Annotated in this window: 15 protein-coding genes; 6 read left to right on the top strand and 9 right to left on the bottom strand. The window is 62.8% G+C overall.

Annotated elements, in window-relative coordinates:
* Positions 1–215: 215 nt before the first annotated feature.
* The gene (rpoH, locus tag F758_RS0108510; protein ID WP_024507470.1) at positions 216–1,115 is read left to right on the top strand and encodes an RNA polymerase sigma factor RpoH; all 900 of its coding nucleotides are present in this window, start codon (positions 216–218) and stop codon (positions 1,113–1,115) included.
* 95 nt (positions 1,116–1,210) lie between these two features.
* Here the strand turns inward: rpoH and F758_RS0108505 are convergent, their stop codons facing one another.
* Entirely contained in the window at positions 1,211–2,431 is a 1,221-nt protein-coding gene (locus F758_RS0108505) for a GGDEF domain-containing protein (RefSeq protein WP_024507469.1), read from the bottom strand.
* Positions 2,432–3,181: 750 nt separating this feature from the next.
* Positions 3,182–3,568, bottom strand: coding sequence for a response regulator (locus tag F758_RS0108495; RefSeq protein WP_024507468.1), 387 nt, complete (start codon positions 3,566–3,568; stop codon positions 3,182–3,184).
* Positions 3,569–3,921: 353 nt separating this feature from the next.
* Here F758_RS0108495 and F758_RS0108490 point away from each other — a divergent pair, with 353 nt between their 5' ends.
* Positions 3,922–4,452: a hypothetical protein gene (locus F758_RS0108490; RefSeq protein WP_024507467.1), complete on the top strand. Its 531-nt coding sequence runs from the start codon at positions 3,922–3,924 to the stop codon at positions 4,450–4,452.
* A 157-nt stretch (positions 4,453–4,609) separates the two neighbouring features.
* On the opposite strand, the gene F758_RS47415 is transcribed toward F758_RS0108490, so the two are convergent.
* The 4 genes from F758_RS47415 to F758_RS0108470 all read right to left on the bottom strand — a co-directional run bounded on the left by F758_RS47415 (position 4,610) and on the right by F758_RS0108470 (position 10,046).
* Positions 4,610–4,855, bottom strand: a complete 246-nt coding sequence (locus tag F758_RS47415; RefSeq protein WP_084305167.1) for a hypothetical protein — start codon at positions 4,853–4,855, stop codon at positions 4,610–4,612.
* Positions 4,856–5,143: 288 nt separating this feature from the next.
* Entirely contained in the window at positions 5,144–7,279 is a 2,136-nt protein-coding gene (rpoD, locus tag F758_RS0108480) for an RNA polymerase sigma factor RpoD (RefSeq protein ID WP_024507466.1), read from the bottom strand.
* 247 nt (positions 7,280–7,526) lie between these two features.
* Entirely contained in the window at positions 7,527–9,515 is a 1,989-nt protein-coding gene (gene dnaG / locus F758_RS0108475) for a DNA primase (RefSeq protein ID WP_024507465.1), read from the bottom strand.
* Between the two features lie 132 nt (positions 9,516–9,647).
* Complete coding sequence (locus F758_RS0108470; RefSeq protein WP_024507464.1) at positions 9,648–10,046, bottom strand: gamma-glutamylcyclotransferase family protein; 399 nt, start codon at positions 10,044–10,046, stop codon at positions 9,648–9,650.
* Between the two features lie 394 nt (positions 10,047–10,440).
* On the opposite strand from F758_RS0108470, the gene F758_RS0108465 reads away from it, so the two are divergent.
* Positions 10,441–11,244, top strand: coding sequence for an N-formylglutamate amidohydrolase (locus F758_RS0108465; RefSeq protein ID WP_024507463.1), 804 nt, complete (start codon positions 10,441–10,443; stop codon positions 11,242–11,244).
* A gap of 158 nt (positions 11,245–11,402) precedes the next feature.
* Here the strand turns inward: F758_RS0108465 and F758_RS0108460 are convergent, their stop codons facing one another.
* The 3 genes from F758_RS0108460 to F758_RS0108450 all read right to left on the bottom strand — a co-directional run bounded on the left by F758_RS0108460 (position 11,403) and on the right by F758_RS0108450 (position 14,182).
* On the bottom strand, positions 11,403–12,020 hold the full coding sequence (locus F758_RS0108460; protein WP_024507462.1) for a LysE family translocator: 618 nt from the start codon (positions 12,018–12,020) through the stop codon (positions 11,403–11,405).
* A 141-nt stretch (positions 12,021–12,161) separates the two neighbouring features.
* Positions 12,162–12,713: a hypothetical protein gene (locus tag F758_RS0108455; protein WP_024507461.1), complete on the bottom strand. Its 552-nt coding sequence runs from the start codon at positions 12,711–12,713 to the stop codon at positions 12,162–12,164.
* Between the two features lie 11 nt (positions 12,714–12,724).
* A complete protein-coding gene (locus tag F758_RS0108450; protein ID WP_024507460.1) occupies positions 12,725–14,182 on the bottom strand; it encodes an LVIVD repeat-containing protein in 1,458 nt (485 codons plus the stop codon).
* Positions 14,183–14,302: 120 nt separating this feature from the next.
* Between F758_RS0108450 and F758_RS0108445 the strand changes: the two genes are divergently transcribed.
* From F758_RS0108445 to F758_RS0108435, 3 genes are read left to right on the top strand one after another with little or no spacing between them, the layout of a single operon-like run.
* On the top strand, positions 14,303–14,617 hold the full coding sequence (locus F758_RS0108445) for an ArsR/SmtB family transcription factor (RefSeq protein WP_024507459.1): 315 nt from the start codon (positions 14,303–14,305) through the stop codon (positions 14,615–14,617).
* Complete coding sequence (locus tag F758_RS0108440) at positions 14,610–15,098, top strand: SRPBCC family protein (protein ID WP_024507458.1); 489 nt, start codon at positions 14,610–14,612, stop codon at positions 15,096–15,098. Before F758_RS0108445 ends, F758_RS0108440 begins: the two co-directional genes overlap by 8 nt.
* Complete coding sequence (locus F758_RS0108435; protein WP_024507457.1) at positions 15,095–15,562, top strand: SRPBCC family protein; 468 nt, start codon at positions 15,095–15,097, stop codon at positions 15,560–15,562. The genes F758_RS0108440 and F758_RS0108435 overlap by 4 nt, the downstream gene beginning before the upstream one ends.
* Positions 15,563–15,564: the final 2 nt, after the last annotated feature.

The raw sequence follows: 15,564 nt of genomic DNA, 5'->3' as shown, positions 1-15,564 counted from the left end.
GCAGGGTCTTTAGAAAACGTAAGCTATCCCAATATGTTATATCTGCCACACGGGGACGTGACCCCCACTATCCTTCCCTGAGGGGGTCGTTTCGTTGTAATGTTGCAATGCGTTGAATGAGCAACGCGGAACATCGCAAGGTGACTGGCTTTAACCAAGCGGTGACCTGCCTGGCCCGCCGCTATCGGGGGCCTGAACAATCTGGAGGGCGCTAGATGGCCCGTGCAGCTACGTTACCGGTTCTCAACGGAGAATCCGGACTTTCACGATACCTCGCCGAGATCCGTCGGTTCCCCATGCTGGAGCCGCAAGAGGAATATATGCTCGCCAAGCGTTGGCGCGAGCATGACGATCGCGACGCGGCGCATAAACTCGTCACCAGCCACCTCAGGCTCGTGGCCAAGATCGCCATGGGCTATCGCGGCTACGGCTTGCCGATATCCGAGGTCGTCTCGGAAGGCAATGTGGGCCTGATGCAGGCGGTGAAGCGGTTCGAGCCCGAGAAGGGCTTCCGCCTCGCCACTTACGCAATGTGGTGGATCAAGGCCTCGATACAAGAGTACATCCTGCGTTCCTGGTCGCTCGTGAAAATGGGCACCACCGCGAACCAGAAGAAGCTGTTCTTCAACCTGCGCAAGGCGAAGAGCAGGATTTCCGCCCTGGATGAGGGTGATTTGCACCCCGACCAGGTCAAGACTATCGCCAAGCGCCTCGGCGTGACCGATCAGGACGTGATCGACATGAACCGCAGGCTGGGCGGCGATGCCTCGCTGAACGCGCCGATCCGCGACGATGGCGAGGCCGGCGAATGGCAGGACTGGCTGGTCGACACCACGCCCAACCAGGAAGCCATGATGGCCGAGCACGAAGAATACGACCACCGCCGCGAGGCGCTGAACGGCGCAATCGGCGTGCTCAATCCGCGCGAACGCCGCATCTTCGAGGCGCGGCGGCTCGCGGACGAGCCGATGACGCTGGAAGACCTCGCCGCCGAGTTCGGCGTATCGCGCGAGCGCGTGCGCCAGATCGAGGTGCGCGCCTTCGAGAAGGTGCAATCGGCGGTGAAGGGCGCAATCGCCCGCCAGGAGGCGGCCGCGCTCGAGGCCGCGCACTGACGCGAAAGTCAAAAGGGCTCGTCGCACCTTCGGGTGCGAAACATGGCGGATCGAAACGAGACGAAAAAGCCGGCGGCAACGCCGGCTTTTTTGGTTCAGGCCGGCTTGCGCGCGGCCTTCATGTCCACCGCCTCGGGCTCCGGCACCAGGCTCGGGGCGAGCGCGCTGGCCGCGTAGCGGTTCTTGCCCTCCTTCTTGGCCGCGTAGAGCGCCTGGTCGGCGGCCGCGATCAAACGATCGGGGAAGCTGCCGATCTCGCGCGTCCATTGCGCCACCCCGATCGAGACCGCGATCGGAATATCGGCGCCGACACAGCCCTCGGCATCCTGGCGGCACACGTCGAGCACCCGACGCGCGATCATGATGCCCTCGCGCAAGCTCGATGACGGCAGCACGATGCAGAACTCGTCGCCGCCGGTGCGGGCCAAGAGGTCGCCAGGCCGCAACCGGGTCTGCGCCATCAGGGTGAAGTGCTGCAGGCAGGCATCACCCGCGGCATGGCCGTGGGTGTCATTGATGGATTTGAATCCGTCGAGATCGATCACCAGAAGCGCGAACGGCTCGCCGCTGCGCTCGGAGCGCGCGCATTCCTCGGACAGCCGCTGCACCAGATGCCGCCGGTTGGCGACGCCGGTCAGATCGTCGATCAGCGCGAGGTCGGCGACCTCGTTGCGCAAGCGATCCATCGCCATCAGCAGGTAGCCAAAATTCAGCGCCATCGCCAGAAACACCTGGACCAGGATCAGCGCCGCCTGAGGTGCGTTGAAATTGATCACCGTCAACGTGCCGGCAACCGGCGAGAGCGCCCAGATCGAACGAATGACGTGGACGCCGATGATGAGGCACCCGATGATGCCGGCCAGACGCGCGCCGGGATTGTCGCGCGCCTCCCGACGCATGAGAAGCAGTGGCAGCGTCGTGGCCAGCGGGATCGACTGTCCGAGCGAATAGACGGCGATCCGCATCGCCATGTTGTCGTCGACGACAAGAAAGAAGGTAAGGCCCGCGCAGCTCGCCGCCAACACCAGCACCGCGGCAGGCCAATTGACGCTAAGGTCGTAAAACCGCCTGACGCCCATCACGGCGAGGCACATCGCGAGGATCATCAATCCGCCGCCTCCGACCAAAGGAAGCAGCGGGTCCATCGTGCCTCGCAGCATGCTCACGGCGGCGCCGACGGTGGCCGAGAGCGAGGCCGCAGCCCAGAACCTGGCAGCGGTGAATTTGGGGTAGCTTCTCGCCACGTAAGTCCAGACCAGGGCCATGGCGAGAAAGTTGAGGACGATGGTCACCCACAGCGTCGGAACGCTCAACATCGCGGCAGCAGAACGCGCATCGCTCTGTCCCCTGTGTACACAAACAGCCCCATGGTTTGCCCCGTTATCTTGCGGGCAAGATGCGACGGGCCGGCTTAACGGACCCTCAACCGCCAGGGCCGAATGCACCCTGTGGTTTTAAATTGATGAAGAGCGGATTGGTGTAGCATTAACCCTGACGAGGCCCTTGCATCGGGGCGCCCATCTCTCGCGATGGCGAGAAGCGCCGGCACGCTTCGACGAGAACTTTCGCAAAAAGCACGTCGAGTGCATATGAGCTGTGGATAACGCGATGACAGCGGCGTGACAGCGCGGGGCAGCGGCCCGCGAATCTGTTGAGTTTGGTTTTCGAGGATGATGCGAGGCTGGCCCTCCGCCGAGCATGCCTCTCGTATCGCGTTTCAACCATTCTAACCCTTACGAGGATACTATGGCTAAGAAAGCGAAGAAGGCGAAGAAGGCGAAGAAGGCCAAAAAAGCCAAGAAGAAGTAACCTTCAGCGCCCGGGTGGAGTCGCGGCTCTGCCCGGGCGTTCGGGAGATTTTTTGGATGACTGTTTGAAGACATCGGCGGGCTTGGCCCGCTGTTTTTATATCTCGAGCTGTCGTCACCCGCGAACGCGGCCGACCCAGCATTCAACGGACGCGATGGCGCACAGAGTCTCACGCCGGCCGCGTGTTACATCATGCCTCGCCTGCGCGTTCGAGTTGATCCACTCGTGAACGCCGCCAAACGCAGCTTAACTATGCACTATTCCCTCTCCGCAAGCACTTGCGCCATGGTCGCCTCGCGCAGCACGTCGAGAGGAGCCCAGGGCTTGGGCCAGAACTTGGTGCCGTCGGGCAGCGGCTGCGGCAGCGGCCGGCCTGAGGTGACGACCACGTCGAGCCCCGGATGATGCTGCTTGGCAATATGGGCGAGCTCGACGCCGCTCATGCGGCCGGCAAGACTGACGTCCGTCATCATCAGCGCCAGATCGCCGGGCGCCTTTTGCAGCACCCGCTCGGCCGCCTCGGCGCTCTCGCATTGAATGACGTCGTAGTCGCATTCTTCCAACAACACGCAAAGCATCTCCCGCTGCATGGGATCATCCTCGACGACGAGCGCGGTTGAACGAAGCGGCTTGGATTGTCCCACGTTGCGCCTCCCGGAAACTGCAGTTTCAAAACTAATTGACGTTAAGGCCGGACCTGCTGGATGGTTCGGTTCCATCTGAAAAATTGCTGAAAAAATCGCAAGTTCGGAACTCCTGCATCATCATTGCTCGGATGTAGGCGCCCGGCACGCGCTGTCATTCTGGGACGCGCCGGCAGGCGCAGATCCGGAATCCGGAAGATCGTGGGCGCGAGATTTGCGGGTTCGTTGCTTCTTCACACCGAAATGGCGGCCAAGGTTGCGCGCGGCCGCATCGGCACTCGCAGGGCCGCTTGATCCGCATCAATACCGTCCTGCCGCGCGCTCCTAGGATGCTCCGAGTAAGGAGAGCCGACATGATTGGAATCACCCTGACCACCGACCAGATCCGCAACGCGCCGAAGGAAGTCCGGCAATGGATCGAGCATGAGGTGATCGCAAGCTTGGGGCTGGCCACCGAAGCGCCGATGCCGCAGCCGGTGCAGGCCGCGCATATCTCCGCCTGCAGCGAGGCGGAAGCGGCCGCGATCCTGGCGCAGGTCCGCGGCATGCTGCCGGCGGTCAACGTGTTCTTCGAATTCGGCCGCCCCGGGGTTGTCTTCGGCGAGCCGCCGGTGATGGCGTTCCGCCTGATCGATATCCTGCATCACACCAAGCTGCAGAACATGGGACAGGTGATGACCTGTCTGGAGGCAATCAACGACGCGTTCATACGGCTGCGCGGCGATCCGAACGTGCGCTTCTGCGGCTTCGACAATGAAGGCCATTGCTTTGTCACGCCCGAGACGCAGGTGAGCATCGCCGCGCTCTGGCATGAGGTGATCGCGAGTCAGCAGGCGGCGGCCGGAACGACGCCGCTCGCGCAGGGACTCGCGCCCGCCGCGTGATGTCGGCGGGTTCAACCGACGCTTTGAACCAAGTCGGCTTGATGCTGCGCGCGAGCCTGCAACAGGCGAGCATTGGCCAGCCGCATGCACGACAAATCGCACAGCCGCAGCGATGCGAAAAAAATGGCCCCTGTGCGGGGCCATTTCAATTTGGGAGTTAGTAGTCATCCGAGTAGTAATGGCGCCGGATTATGACGTCCCGGTCGCGATCATGGTGGTACCAGCCGCGATGCCAGCCGCGGTCATGTTCATAGAACTCAGCACGCGGCCCTCGGTAATCTCGGTCGCCATAGTAGTCGCGGTCGCCACCGATGTGTACGCCAAACTCCGTAGCACTGGCTATGGTCGGCGCTCCAACCGCAATCGTCGCCAATGCGGCCAGCACGTAAGAGAGTTTCTTCATGTTCCTCCTCCGTCAGTTACGGAAGGGGAAACGAATGCCGATGCCAGCAGTTGCAGAAACCACCCAGGAACTTTTTTGAATATATGTTCACCATCATTGCTTAGTTCATTGGCGAGCAGCGATGATGGTCGAGGGTGATCGATCCCGCGAAATTGCGGGCTCCCCTGTCGGCTGACCCAACAAGCTGTCGACGCAAAAAAAACGGCGGGTTTTGCCCGCCGCCTTTGTTTTGATGGATTGCCGGGTCCCGCCTTTGCTAAAGCTACGGCGGGCATGCGAGCCGGGCGATCAATTATCCAAAAAGCTCCGCAGCTTCCGCGACCGCGACGGATGCTTCAGCTTCCGCAGCGCCTTCGCCTCGATCTGGCGGATGCGTTCGCGGGTGACCGAGAACTGCTGGCCGACTTCTTCCAGCGTGTGATCGGTGTTCATGCCGATGCCGAAGCGCATGCGCAGCACGCGTTCTTCACGCGGGGTGAGCGAGGCCAAAACGCGCGTGGTGGTCTCGCGCAGGTTGGACTGGATCGCGGCGTCGATCGGGAGAATCGCGTTCTTGTCCTCGATGAAATCGCCGAGATGGGAGTCCTCCTCGTCACCGACGGGCGTCTCCAGCGAGAGCGGTTCCTTGGCGATCTTCAGGACTTTCCGCACCTTCTCGAGCGGCATGCCGAGCTTTTCGGCGAGTTCTTCCGGGGTCGGCTCGCGGCCGATCTCGTTGAGCATCTGGCGCGAGGTGCGCACGATCTTGTTGATCGTCTCGATCATGTGCACGGGGATGCGGATGGTGCGCGCCTGGTCGGCGATCGAGCGGGTGATCGCCTGCCGGATCCACCATGTCGCGTAGGTCGAGAACTTGTAGCCGCGGCGGTATTCGAACTTGTCGACCGCCTTCATCAGGCCGATGTTGCCTTCCTGGATCAGGTCGAGGAACTGCAGACCGCGGTTGGTGTATTTCTTGGCGATCGAGATCACCAGGCGAAGGTTGGCTTCCACCATCTCCTTCTTGGCCTGGCGCGCCTCGCGCTCGCCCTTCTGCACGCCGTGCACGATCTTGCGGAACTCGCCGATTTCGAGCCCGGTGAGCGCGGCCAGCGACTGGATCTCGTGGCGCAGATCCTTGATGCGGTCCTTCTCGTGGTGGACGAAATTCTTCCAGCCCTTGGCCGAGAGCTTCGAGACACGGTTGAGCCAGCGCGGATCGAGTTCCGAGCCCTGGTAGTTGCGCAGGAAGTCGTCGCGCGCCACGCCATGGCTGTCGGCGAGCCGCATCAGCCGGCTCTCGAAGGAGACCAGCTTCTTGTTGATGTCATAGAGCTGCTCGACGAGGGAATCGATGCGCGCCTGGTTCAGCCGCAGCGACTTCACCTCGACGATGATCTCATCCTTCAGCTTCTTGTACTTGCGCTCCTGCGAGGGCGTGAGCGAGTCGTTCTGAAGCTGGTTGGCAATGTCCTGCTCCTGCAGCTTGCGCAGCTTCTTGTAGTTGTCGGCGATCTTGTCGAAGGTCTCCACCACCTTCGGCTTCAGCTCGGCCTCGATCGCGGCGAGCGACATCTGGTTTTCGAACTCGTCGTCGTCCATGTCGGCTTCGGCCGCGGCTTCCGCCGGATCCTTCTCCTCATCGCCCCCGCCGGCGGCCGCAGGCGCGGCACGGAACGGCGTCGGCGCGGGCGGAGCCGCGGGCGGCGCGACATGGGCCGGCGCAGCCTCGCCGTTCACCGCGGCGCCCTCGGCCTCGACCACCGGCTGGCCGTCAGGCCCGACCGGCGCGCCGACGATGCCGGGATTGCTCTTGGCGTCGGGCCCGGCATAGGTCGCTTCGAGATCGATGATGTCGCGGAGGAAGATCTTGCCTTCGTTGAGCTCGTCGCGCCAGATGATGATGGCCTGAAAGGTGAGCGGGCTTTCGCAGAGGCCCGCGATCATCGCCTCGCGGCCGGCCTCGATACGTTTTGCGATGGCGATTTCGCCTTCGCGCGACAGCAGCTCGACCGTGCCCATCTCGCGCAGATACATGCGCACGGGATCGTCCGTGCGCTCGCCGGGTTCGGACTTCTTGACCTCGGTGACGGCCTTCTGCGTGACCTCGACGAGCTCGTTGTCGGTCTCGTCGTCGCCCTCGTCCTTGTCCTCCTCGCCCTCGACGTCTTCCGCCTCGGTGACGTTGATGCCCATGTCCGAGAGCATCGACATGATGTCCTCGATCTGTTCGGGCGAGGTGGTGTCGGAGGGGAGCACTTCGTTGAGCTGATCAAAGGTCACGAAGCCGCGCTTCTTGGCCTGCTTGATCATCTTCTTGACCGCCGCGTCGGAGAGATCGAGCAACGGCGAGGGCGCGTCGGCTGAATCCTTTTCAGGAGTATCCGCTGCCTTGTCCTCTTTTTCCTTGTCCTTCACTTGCAGCGTCTTTGCCTTCGTGGCCATTCATTGCTCTCCAACGGCGCATCACGTAAATGCGTGAGCGGCGCCCGTCCTGATTCCGTTAAAAACAATCTTGACGCAGAAAGGGCGGCGCAAACGCTGTCGCCACCCCTGCGGTCCTCTTTTCTGGCTCGTCCGTTCTGGCGTTACAGCCGTTAAACTTCGCTTAACCCTGTTTATTGCCGCCAAACCTTGGATTTGGCGAGTCTTTTTGCGGGTTCCGGCCCCCGCCGTCCGCAACCAATTTCGATCAAACGCTTCGCTGGAACCGGCCTGAGAGCTGCCCGAACCCCTCAATCAGGGCCTCGGTCCCGTCCACCTCCGCCATCCGCGCCTTGACGTCACGCAGCCACGCCAGATTGGCCTCGGAGGCCTCCTCGCCTAACGCCAGCTCGGCGTCCTTCAGCTCCCTAAGTAGTGAATGCCACTGCCGATGCAAGAAGACGAGCTGGCGCCAGGTGGAAAGAACGTCGTCCCGCGCGGCCCCCTCGCGAGCGCCCCACACCGCAGCCGTTGTGATCGCCCGGTCAACCCTCTGAAGAAGCGCTAAAAATCCAGCCGCTTCCAGATCGGAGCGCATCTTCTCGGCCTGCTCGTCGGGATCAGGCGAATGGTGATGATCATTGGCGAAAGCCGCAATGATGCCGGCGCGCAATTTGTGCGCTTCGGGGTGGGCCATTTCCAGCGCCGCCACCTCTTCGAGATGATCGTGCAAAAGCCAGGGGTGGTTAATGAGGCATTGCAGGATCAAGGCCTCCCGGCGGGACAGGCTCGCGCGTTGGCCGCGCAGCAAGGGACTGGCCGCGAGCTGGGGACTTGCCGGCTGATACGGCCCGCGCGGGAGGGCCGCCCCCGGAGCCGGGCCACGGCCGAAACGGCCGCCGCCACCCCCGGAACGCGGCCCGAAACTGCGGGGTGATTCGCGCCCCGGCCGGCCTCGCCCGCCCGCGCCAAAGCCGCGGATGGTTTCGGGCGCAAATGCGCGCGCGATCCGTTCCGACAGATCCTGCCGATAGTAGCGCCGCACCACCTCGTCGCGGATGCCACCCGTGAGTTCGCCGATCCGCGCCTCCAGCGCAGCGCGGCGCTCGGGCGTTGAAAAACTGCCGCCCTCGATCTCGCGCGACCAGATGACATCGGCGAGCGGGCGCGCCACGGAAATCACCTCTTCGATCGCCGCCCGGCCGCCCGCGCGGGCGAGATCGTCGGGGTCCTGCCCCTCCGGCAACAACGCAAAGCGCAGGCTCTTGCCGGGCTTCAGATGCGGCATCGCCAGGTCGGCGGCGCGCCAGGCCGCCTTCTGCCCGGCCCTGTCGCCGTCGAAGCAGAGGATCGGCTCGTCCGCCATCTTCCAGAGCAGCGCGAGCTGGTTTTCGGTGAGCGCGGTGCCGAGCGGCGCGACGGTGCCCGCGAAACCTGAGGTGACCATGGCGATGACGTCGACATAGCCCTCGACCACGACCAGCGGCGCGCCCTTGTGCGCGGCCGCGCGCGCGGTGGCGAGATTGTAGAGATTGTCGCCCTTGTGAAACAGCGGCGTTTCCGGCGAGTTCAGATATTTTGCCGGAACGTCCTTCTCCAGCGCGCGCCCGCCGAAGGCGATCACGCGTCCGCGCAAATCCGTGATCGGAAACATCACGCGGTCGCGGAAGCGGTCGTAAGGAACGGGAATGTCCTCGCCTCCGATCAGGAGCCCCGCTTCGACCATGTCCTCGACGGGAATGCCGTGGCCGCCCAGATGCTCCTTCAGCGCGAAGCGATCCGGCGGCGCGTAGCCCAGGCGAAACTGCACTTGCGTGCCCGGAGAGATGCCGCGGTCAGCGAGATAGCCGCGCGCCTTGGCGCCGTTTCGCGAGGCAAGCGTGTCCGCGAAAAATTTTGCCGCCAGCTCCATGACGTCATAGAGCGTCTTGCGCCGCTGCTCATGCCGCTCGGCGTCGGGGGTTGCCGCGGGCAACGGCACACCGGCCATCGCAGCCAGCCGCTCCACCGCCTCGACGAAGCCGACGCCCTCGGTCTCCATAACGAAATCAAAAATGTTGCCGTGCTTGCCGGAGGAGAAGTCGTGGTAAAATCCCTTTTGGTCGTTGACCGTAAAGGAGGGCGTCTTCTCCTGCTGGAACGGCGACAGCCCCTTCCATTCCCGCCCAGCTCGCTTCAGCTTGACGCGCTTGCCCACGACTTCCGACACCGGAAGCCGGGCGCGGATCTCGTCAAGGAATTGGGGGGTGAAGCGCATCAGGTGATTCTGGGCTGAGTCGGGCCGCGTGCCAATCGGCTAGGCATATAGGGGCGGGACTGGAAAAGGCGGGGATTGTCAGGCTTATCCGGCTTTTCCGGGCTATTCACAGGGTACATCCGTCATGTCCGGCTAGTGCTCCAGAAAGCGCCCCGACGCGATCCGCGGCAAGTCGGTGACCGGCCAATTGTAGATATACGTCCACGCCTCGCTCGCGGTGCCGTCCGCGAGCGTCAGCGGGATCATCTGCCGCAGATATTCGGTGGGCTCGGGAAAACCTTCGCCGCAGGCTTCGTACATATCGAACTCGCGCAACAGCGCGTCGCGCTCGCGCAAGCGGAACAGTTCGCCGTGCACGATGTCGGCGGCATCGTCCGAGAGCACCAGCCCCGGATAATGCTTCACGAGGTAAAGCCGGCCCTGGCATTTTGCTTCGCCGAGAAAGTCGGCATTGGCGCCGAGCAGCCTTGCCATCGGGTGCTCGAAGCCGCGCATCAAGGTGCCGTAGACGAAGAGATGATCTGAGGGCATGGGATCTTTTTCGCACCTGTCATTCCCGGGCGCTCGCATTTGTAAGCGAACACGGAATCTCGAGATTCTCAGATGTGCAATTGCACATCAGAGCTCAATGCTTCGCATTGCCCCCCAATGACGGCAAGAGAAATCGAGGAGAGAAATCGAGGAGAGAAATCGAGGAGAGAAATCAACGCGCGCCGCTGAATACGGGCAGATCGTGGCCATCGTGCGGGCGACGCATGATCTTGTGTGCTCCGGAAGCGTCGGGGCCGCAATGCCGAGATTCAGTCTTGTGATGAATCATCAGTAACGGCATCGTCAAACCAACCATCATGATTTGGACGATCTCATCTCCCGGGATAACCGTCCCATCTCCACCTCGATATGCTGCTTCGATAGGCAACAAACAATGGCTTCTGACGTTGCGGACGCAACATCCTTGCTCCTCGAAAATGAGGACGCGCCGCCGGTGCACGAATATAACGCCGCGGGCGCCTCACCGTTTCTACTCACCTGCGACCATTACGGACGGCTGTTGCCGAAGCGGCTTGGCGATCTCGGCCTGCCCGAGAGCGAGCTTGTCCGTCACATCGCCTGGGACATCGGCATTGCCGGCGTGGCCGAGCGGCTCGCGACGCTGATCGATGCGCATCTCGTCGCGCAACGCTATTCGCGGCTGGTGATCGACTGCAACCGTCCGCCAAGCGTCGCGAGCTCGATCCCGCGGCTGTCCGAGGCCACCGTCATTCCCGGCAATGAAGCGCTGCCGTCCGAGGCGATAAAGATGCGTCGGCGCGAGATTTTCGATCCCTATCACCATCGCATCGATGCGATCATCGATCGGCGGCTGCATCAACACCGGCCGACAGTGCTGGTGTCGCTGCACAGCTTCACGCCCGTCTATGCCGGCGTGGCGCGGCCCTGGCACATCGGCACGCTCTATCACCGCGACCGCACGCTGCCGCCGCTGCTCTTGAAAGCGTTGCGCGCCGAAGGCGATCTCGTGGTCGGTGATAACGAGCCCTACGCGGTGTCGGACCTCACCGACTACACCATCCCCGTGCACGGCGAAGCGCGCGGCCTGGTCAACACCGGCATCGAGATCCGCCAGGATCTGATCGCCGATCAATCCGGCCAGGGTGAGTGGGCGGAACGACTGGCGCGGATTCTTTCGGAGATCGAGGCGCAATTGCGCGCGGACCGGCTGACTTGAGATGGTTCGCACCGTCACGCTGAGGTGCTCGCGAAGCGAGCCTCGAAGCGCGACGGCCCGGCTCTCGCAGCGGGGCCGTTCATCCTTCGAGGCCGTCGCTTTGCGACTGCGCCTCAGGATGACGGTTAAACACAGGCGCGCGCTAGCCTTAGCTTCGCTCACTTCGCGCGCGTCAGCGCGAGCCAGATGCCGCCGCCGATCATGAAGCCGCCCGAGACGCGCGAGAGCAGGCGGGTGCGGCGTGCGGAAAAGAACTTGCGGGCCCGGCCGGCGAGCAGCGCATAGGTTGCATCCGTCATCGCCGCGGTCACCATGAAGGTGACGCCGAGCAGCGCGACCTGCGAGACGTGGTCGCCGTTCATGTCCATGAATTGCGGAATGAAGGCGCCGAAGAAGATCAGCACCTTCGGGTTCGAGAGCAGCACCAGAAGGCCCTGCAGGAAGAAGCCGCCGCGCGGCGGAGGCGGCGCCTCGTCGGCGTGAATGCCTTCGACCGGAGAGCGGATCAGCTTGATGCCGAGCCAGACGAGATAGGCGGCACCGGCAAAGCGCACCCAGTCGAACCAATACCCCATGGTCGCCATCAGCGAGGTGAGCCCGACGGCGACGATGCCGATCACGATCGCAAGCCCTGCCTGCGCACCAAGGATGTTGATCAGCGCCGCACGGGTGCCGTGGCGAAGGCCGTTGGCGATGATCAGCGTGACGATCGGACCAGGCAGCAGCGCAAGCGCGATGCAGGCGGCGACGAAAGCGAGATAGGCTTGAAGGGACATGGCGGAACTCAAAGATGGTTGGCCGAGGTATTATGCACGAGCATAGGGACAGCGGAAGCCAGCCCCACATAAATGGTGTCGTCCCGGCCAAGCGAGCGCAAAGCCGAGACGACGGCGGAGATCGTGGTGCGATGATCGGGTCTAACCTCCGCCCAACGCGGCCATCATCCAGTGCTTCATTTCGCCGGTCTGCAGAAACTGCAGGGCCGCGTGCTGCAGTTCGTCCGTGCGCGCCCTTCCCTGCACCACCGCAACCAACACGTCGCAGCGATGCGACACGGCGATACCGACCGCGCGATGGCGCACGCCACCGGCCATATCGAGATCATAGGCACGCGAGCGCCCGGACATGTCGGCGACGCGGATGACCTTGCCCGGCGCGAGCGGAGCATAGCGTTCGCTGATCAGATCGAGATCGGCGACGCGGTCGACCTCGTCATCGTCGGCCACGCCAGTATCGCAATTGCAGAAGCCGATCTTCGGCCGGACGTAGAGCTCGATGTCATTGCCGCAGTCGTCGCAGCGAAAGGCACGGCCCGCGGGCCAGCCGTCGCGCGGATAAGGCCAGGCGACTTCCTGCCAATGATCCCCGCCGGCGCTGGCCGCTTGCGGCCGCATCTTCTGGTAGGCGGCAACGCCCGACAGTGCGCCAAACGCCAGTACCGCGATCACGATGGCAGAGAAGCGGCGCATGGCCTTTGCCTTCACGGCAGGCCTGCGATCGCGCGCGCTTCACCGGTCAATTCCAGAATGTGCAGGCCGGTGTTGGCGCGATCCACCGCGTAAATATAGCCGCGGTCATCGGTCTCGACATTGTTGGTCTGGATCGCGACCTTGCAGCGCTCGCCGCCCTCGACGGTGACGCAGCGCTTGTCGGTGGCCGGCGTAATCGAGGGGATGAAATAGCCGATCTCCCTGGGATGATAGGGATCGCGGATGTCGAGCGCGCGCACCCCTGCATTGAAGAAAGCGATAAAGGCGAGCTTCCTGTAGTAGACCGGCGCCATGCTCTCGTTGGAGGAATGCGAGCCGAAGCGGCCGCCGCGTTCGCAGAAATTCCCGCTCGCCTCCCGCACCGTGTAGCTCGAGATCATCATCGGCCGCGTCTCGGTGGTGACGTCGGCAAACCAAACCATCTGCCGTGGCTCGCCGCATTCGTTCTGAATCGCCTCATCCACGATCATGACGACGTCGCGCCTCTGCCCGTCCTTGTCATGCGCGAATTCGCCGATCGGCAAGCCCGGCATCGGAAAGGTCGTGTGCGCGCCGTTGAAGGCGCTCATCGTGAGGCGGGATATCTCGGGATAACGCAGGTTCTCCGGCGTCGGCTCCTTCGGCCCATGCAGAAGCTTGTCGCGGTCGACGATCTGCATGATGCCGCCCTTGTCGGTGCCGTAGCCGAAATAGACACGGTTGCCTTGCGGCCCGGTCGAGATCGGGCCGTGCAATTCAGTCGGCACCGGGCCGGTCGAACCCGGCTCCTGCCCTACCAGGCCGAAATCCCTGATCTTCGCGGGGTGCGCCGGATCGGAGAGATCATAGACCTGCGTCATGCGGCGCACGCGCCAGCCCGGCGCGCCCGAGACCAGGTAGGCAATGCCGGTGTCGCATTCCCACCAGTTCTTGTGAGTGTCCTTCAAACCTTCACCGATGTGGGTCACCAGCACGGGATTGGCAGGATCGGCGACGTTCCAGATCTCATGGCCTTCGCTGCCGACCGCACGCAGCATGTAGACCGCATTCGGATCGCCTTTCGGCAGGGTCTTGCCGTCGCACACCCGCACCATCTGCGCGCCGCCGGATTCGTATTTGCCCTCCTGCCCCGGAATGTGGTGCAGATATTTCGGATGCGCGGGGTCGGTGACATCGACGATCGAGGTGCCGTTGGGCTCGGCCTTGCCTGTCATCGGATTGACGGGGTCGGGCACGGCGTCGGTCCCGCCGTGGTGGCCGATATAGGCGATCCAGCGGTCGCCCTGATGATGAATGGTCGGCTGATAGGCGCTGCGCGCCTGCAGATCGTTGTACCCGACCAGCCGCATGTTGGAGGCTTCCGGCGGCGCGCCGATCACCTGCTGCTGCGCCGCCGCGACACCGGCGACGTCCAAGAAGTAAATCAAGAAGGAAACAGCGAAACACAGTGCGACGGCAACGCGAGGCATCTTTCCACCCACCCTTTGCGAACCAATCTTCGTTGGCTGACGTGGAACCTAACACGGTCATATGCATGCCCAAAGACACGCTCTTGACATGCAACCATTTGGTTGCCTATTATCCAAGCCATGGATGAGGTCTTCAAGGCACTGGCCGACGCCTCGAGACGGTCGCTGCTCGACAGGCTTCACGCCAGAAACGGACAGACGCTGAACGAGCTCTGCGAAGGGCTCGACATGACGCGGCAGGCCGTGACCAAGCACCTTGCGATCCTCGAGGAGGCGAATCTCGTCACCACGCTTCGGCATGGCCGCGAGAAGCTGCACTACCTCAACCCAGTCCCGATCCATCAGATCGGCGAACGCTGGATCAAGAAGTTCGAGCGCGCCAAGCTCGCGGCGCTCAGCGAATTAAAAAGGCAACTGGAGAAACGCGATGAGTAAACCGCAATTCGTCTATGTCATCTATATCGCGTCGACGCCGGAGAAGGTGTTTGAAGCGCTGACCAGCACCGAAGCATCGAGGCGCTATTGGCACGGAAATTTTCTCGAGTCAGACTGGAAGGTCGGCTCTCCATTTGCGCTTCGGCTAGTGCGGCATGAAAAAGACGACATCACCGGCGAGGTCCTCGAATGCGATCCTCCAAGGCGCCTGTCTTATTCGTTTCGTGCGCAAGACAACTTGGACGGCGGGAAGGCTTCGCGCGTGACCTTCGAATTGGAGCCCCAGCGGGATCAGGTCAGGCTGACAATGATACATGACCAGTTCGAGCCCGGAAGCGAAGTGCTCGAAAAAGTGAGCAAGGGCTGGCCGCTGGTTTTGTCCAGTCTAAAGAGCTATGTCGAATGCGGCAAGGTGCTGCACGCACCCTGGTATGAGGACCAGCCCGTTGTGCCGGAGAAGGTGGCGGGAGCGGTGCGATGAGCAAGCCAGAATTCGTCTACGTCACCTATATCGAGACCACGCCGGAACAATTGTGGGACGCGCTGACCTCCAGCGAGTTCACGCGGCGCTACTGGTTCGGCGCGGAAGTACGATCCGACTGGAAGGTGGGCTCCTCCTTTGCGCTGATCATGGATGGGCAAACAACCGATGAGGGCGAGATTCTCGAGGCCGATCGGCCGCGGCGGCTGGCCTACACGTTCAAACATGTTCTCAAGGAAGACCTGCGCAAGGAGCCGGCGTCGAAAGTCGTCTTTACGATCGAGCCCCACGGCAAAGTGACGAAGCTGACGCTCACGCATGAAGGCTTCACCGAAGGCAGCAAATTCCTCGACGGCATCTCCAAGGGATGGCCGGCCATTCTGTCCAACCTCAAGAGCCTGCTGGAGCAGGGCGAACCGCTGACAATTCCACTTTCCGCGCTCGGCATCGAGGGAGTCGGCTGATG

Source organism: Bradyrhizobium sp. ARR65, from assembly GCF_000472385.1.
In the GTDB taxonomy this organism is placed as follows: Bacteria; Pseudomonadota; Alphaproteobacteria; order Rhizobiales; family Xanthobacteraceae; genus Bradyrhizobium.
Note: the sequence above shows the minus strand (reverse complement) of the source record. Positions and strands in the feature narration are given on the sequence as shown.

Coding starts and splice junctions, on each gene's coding strand:
- F758_RS0108490 (WP_024507467.1), top strand. CDS start 3,922: ATGATTGGAATCACCCTGACCACCGACCAGATCCGCAACGCGCCGAAG.
- F758_RS0108450 (WP_024507460.1), bottom strand. CDS start 14,182: ATGCCTCGCGTTGCCGTCGCACTGTGTTTCGCTGTTTCCTTCTTGATT.
- rpoD (WP_024507466.1), bottom strand. CDS start 7,279: ATGGCCACGAAGGCAAAGACGCTGCAAGTGAAGGACAAGGAAAAAGAG.
- F758_RS0108465 (WP_024507463.1), top strand. CDS start 10,441: ATGGCTTCTGACGTTGCGGACGCAACATCCTTGCTCCTCGAAAATGAG.
- dnaG (WP_024507465.1), bottom strand. CDS start 9,515: ATGCGCTTCACCCCCCAATTCCTTGACGAGATCCGCGCCCGGCTTCCG.
- F758_RS47415 (WP_084305167.1), bottom strand. CDS start 4,855: ATGAAGAAACTCTCTTACGTGCTGGCCGCATTGGCGACGATTGCGGTT.
- F758_RS0108435 (WP_024507457.1), top strand. CDS start 15,095: ATGAGCAAGCCAGAATTCGTCTACGTCACCTATATCGAGACCACGCCG.
- rpoH (WP_024507470.1), top strand. CDS start 216: ATGGCCCGTGCAGCTACGTTACCGGTTCTCAACGGAGAATCCGGACTT.
- F758_RS0108470 (WP_024507464.1), bottom strand. CDS start 10,046: ATGCCCTCAGATCATCTCTTCGTCTACGGCACCTTGATGCGCGGCTTC.
- F758_RS0108460 (WP_024507462.1), bottom strand. CDS start 12,020: ATGTCCCTTCAAGCCTATCTCGCTTTCGTCGCCGCCTGCATCGCGCTT.
- F758_RS0108505 (WP_024507469.1), bottom strand. CDS start 2,431: ATGTTGAGCGTTCCGACGCTGTGGGTGACCATCGTCCTCAACTTTCTC.
- F758_RS0108455 (WP_024507461.1), bottom strand. CDS start 12,713: ATGCGCCGCTTCTCTGCCATCGTGATCGCGGTACTGGCGTTTGGCGCA.
- F758_RS0108440 (WP_024507458.1), top strand. CDS start 14,610: ATGAGTAAACCGCAATTCGTCTATGTCATCTATATCGCGTCGACGCCG.
- F758_RS0108445 (WP_024507459.1), top strand. CDS start 14,303: ATGGATGAGGTCTTCAAGGCACTGGCCGACGCCTCGAGACGGTCGCTG.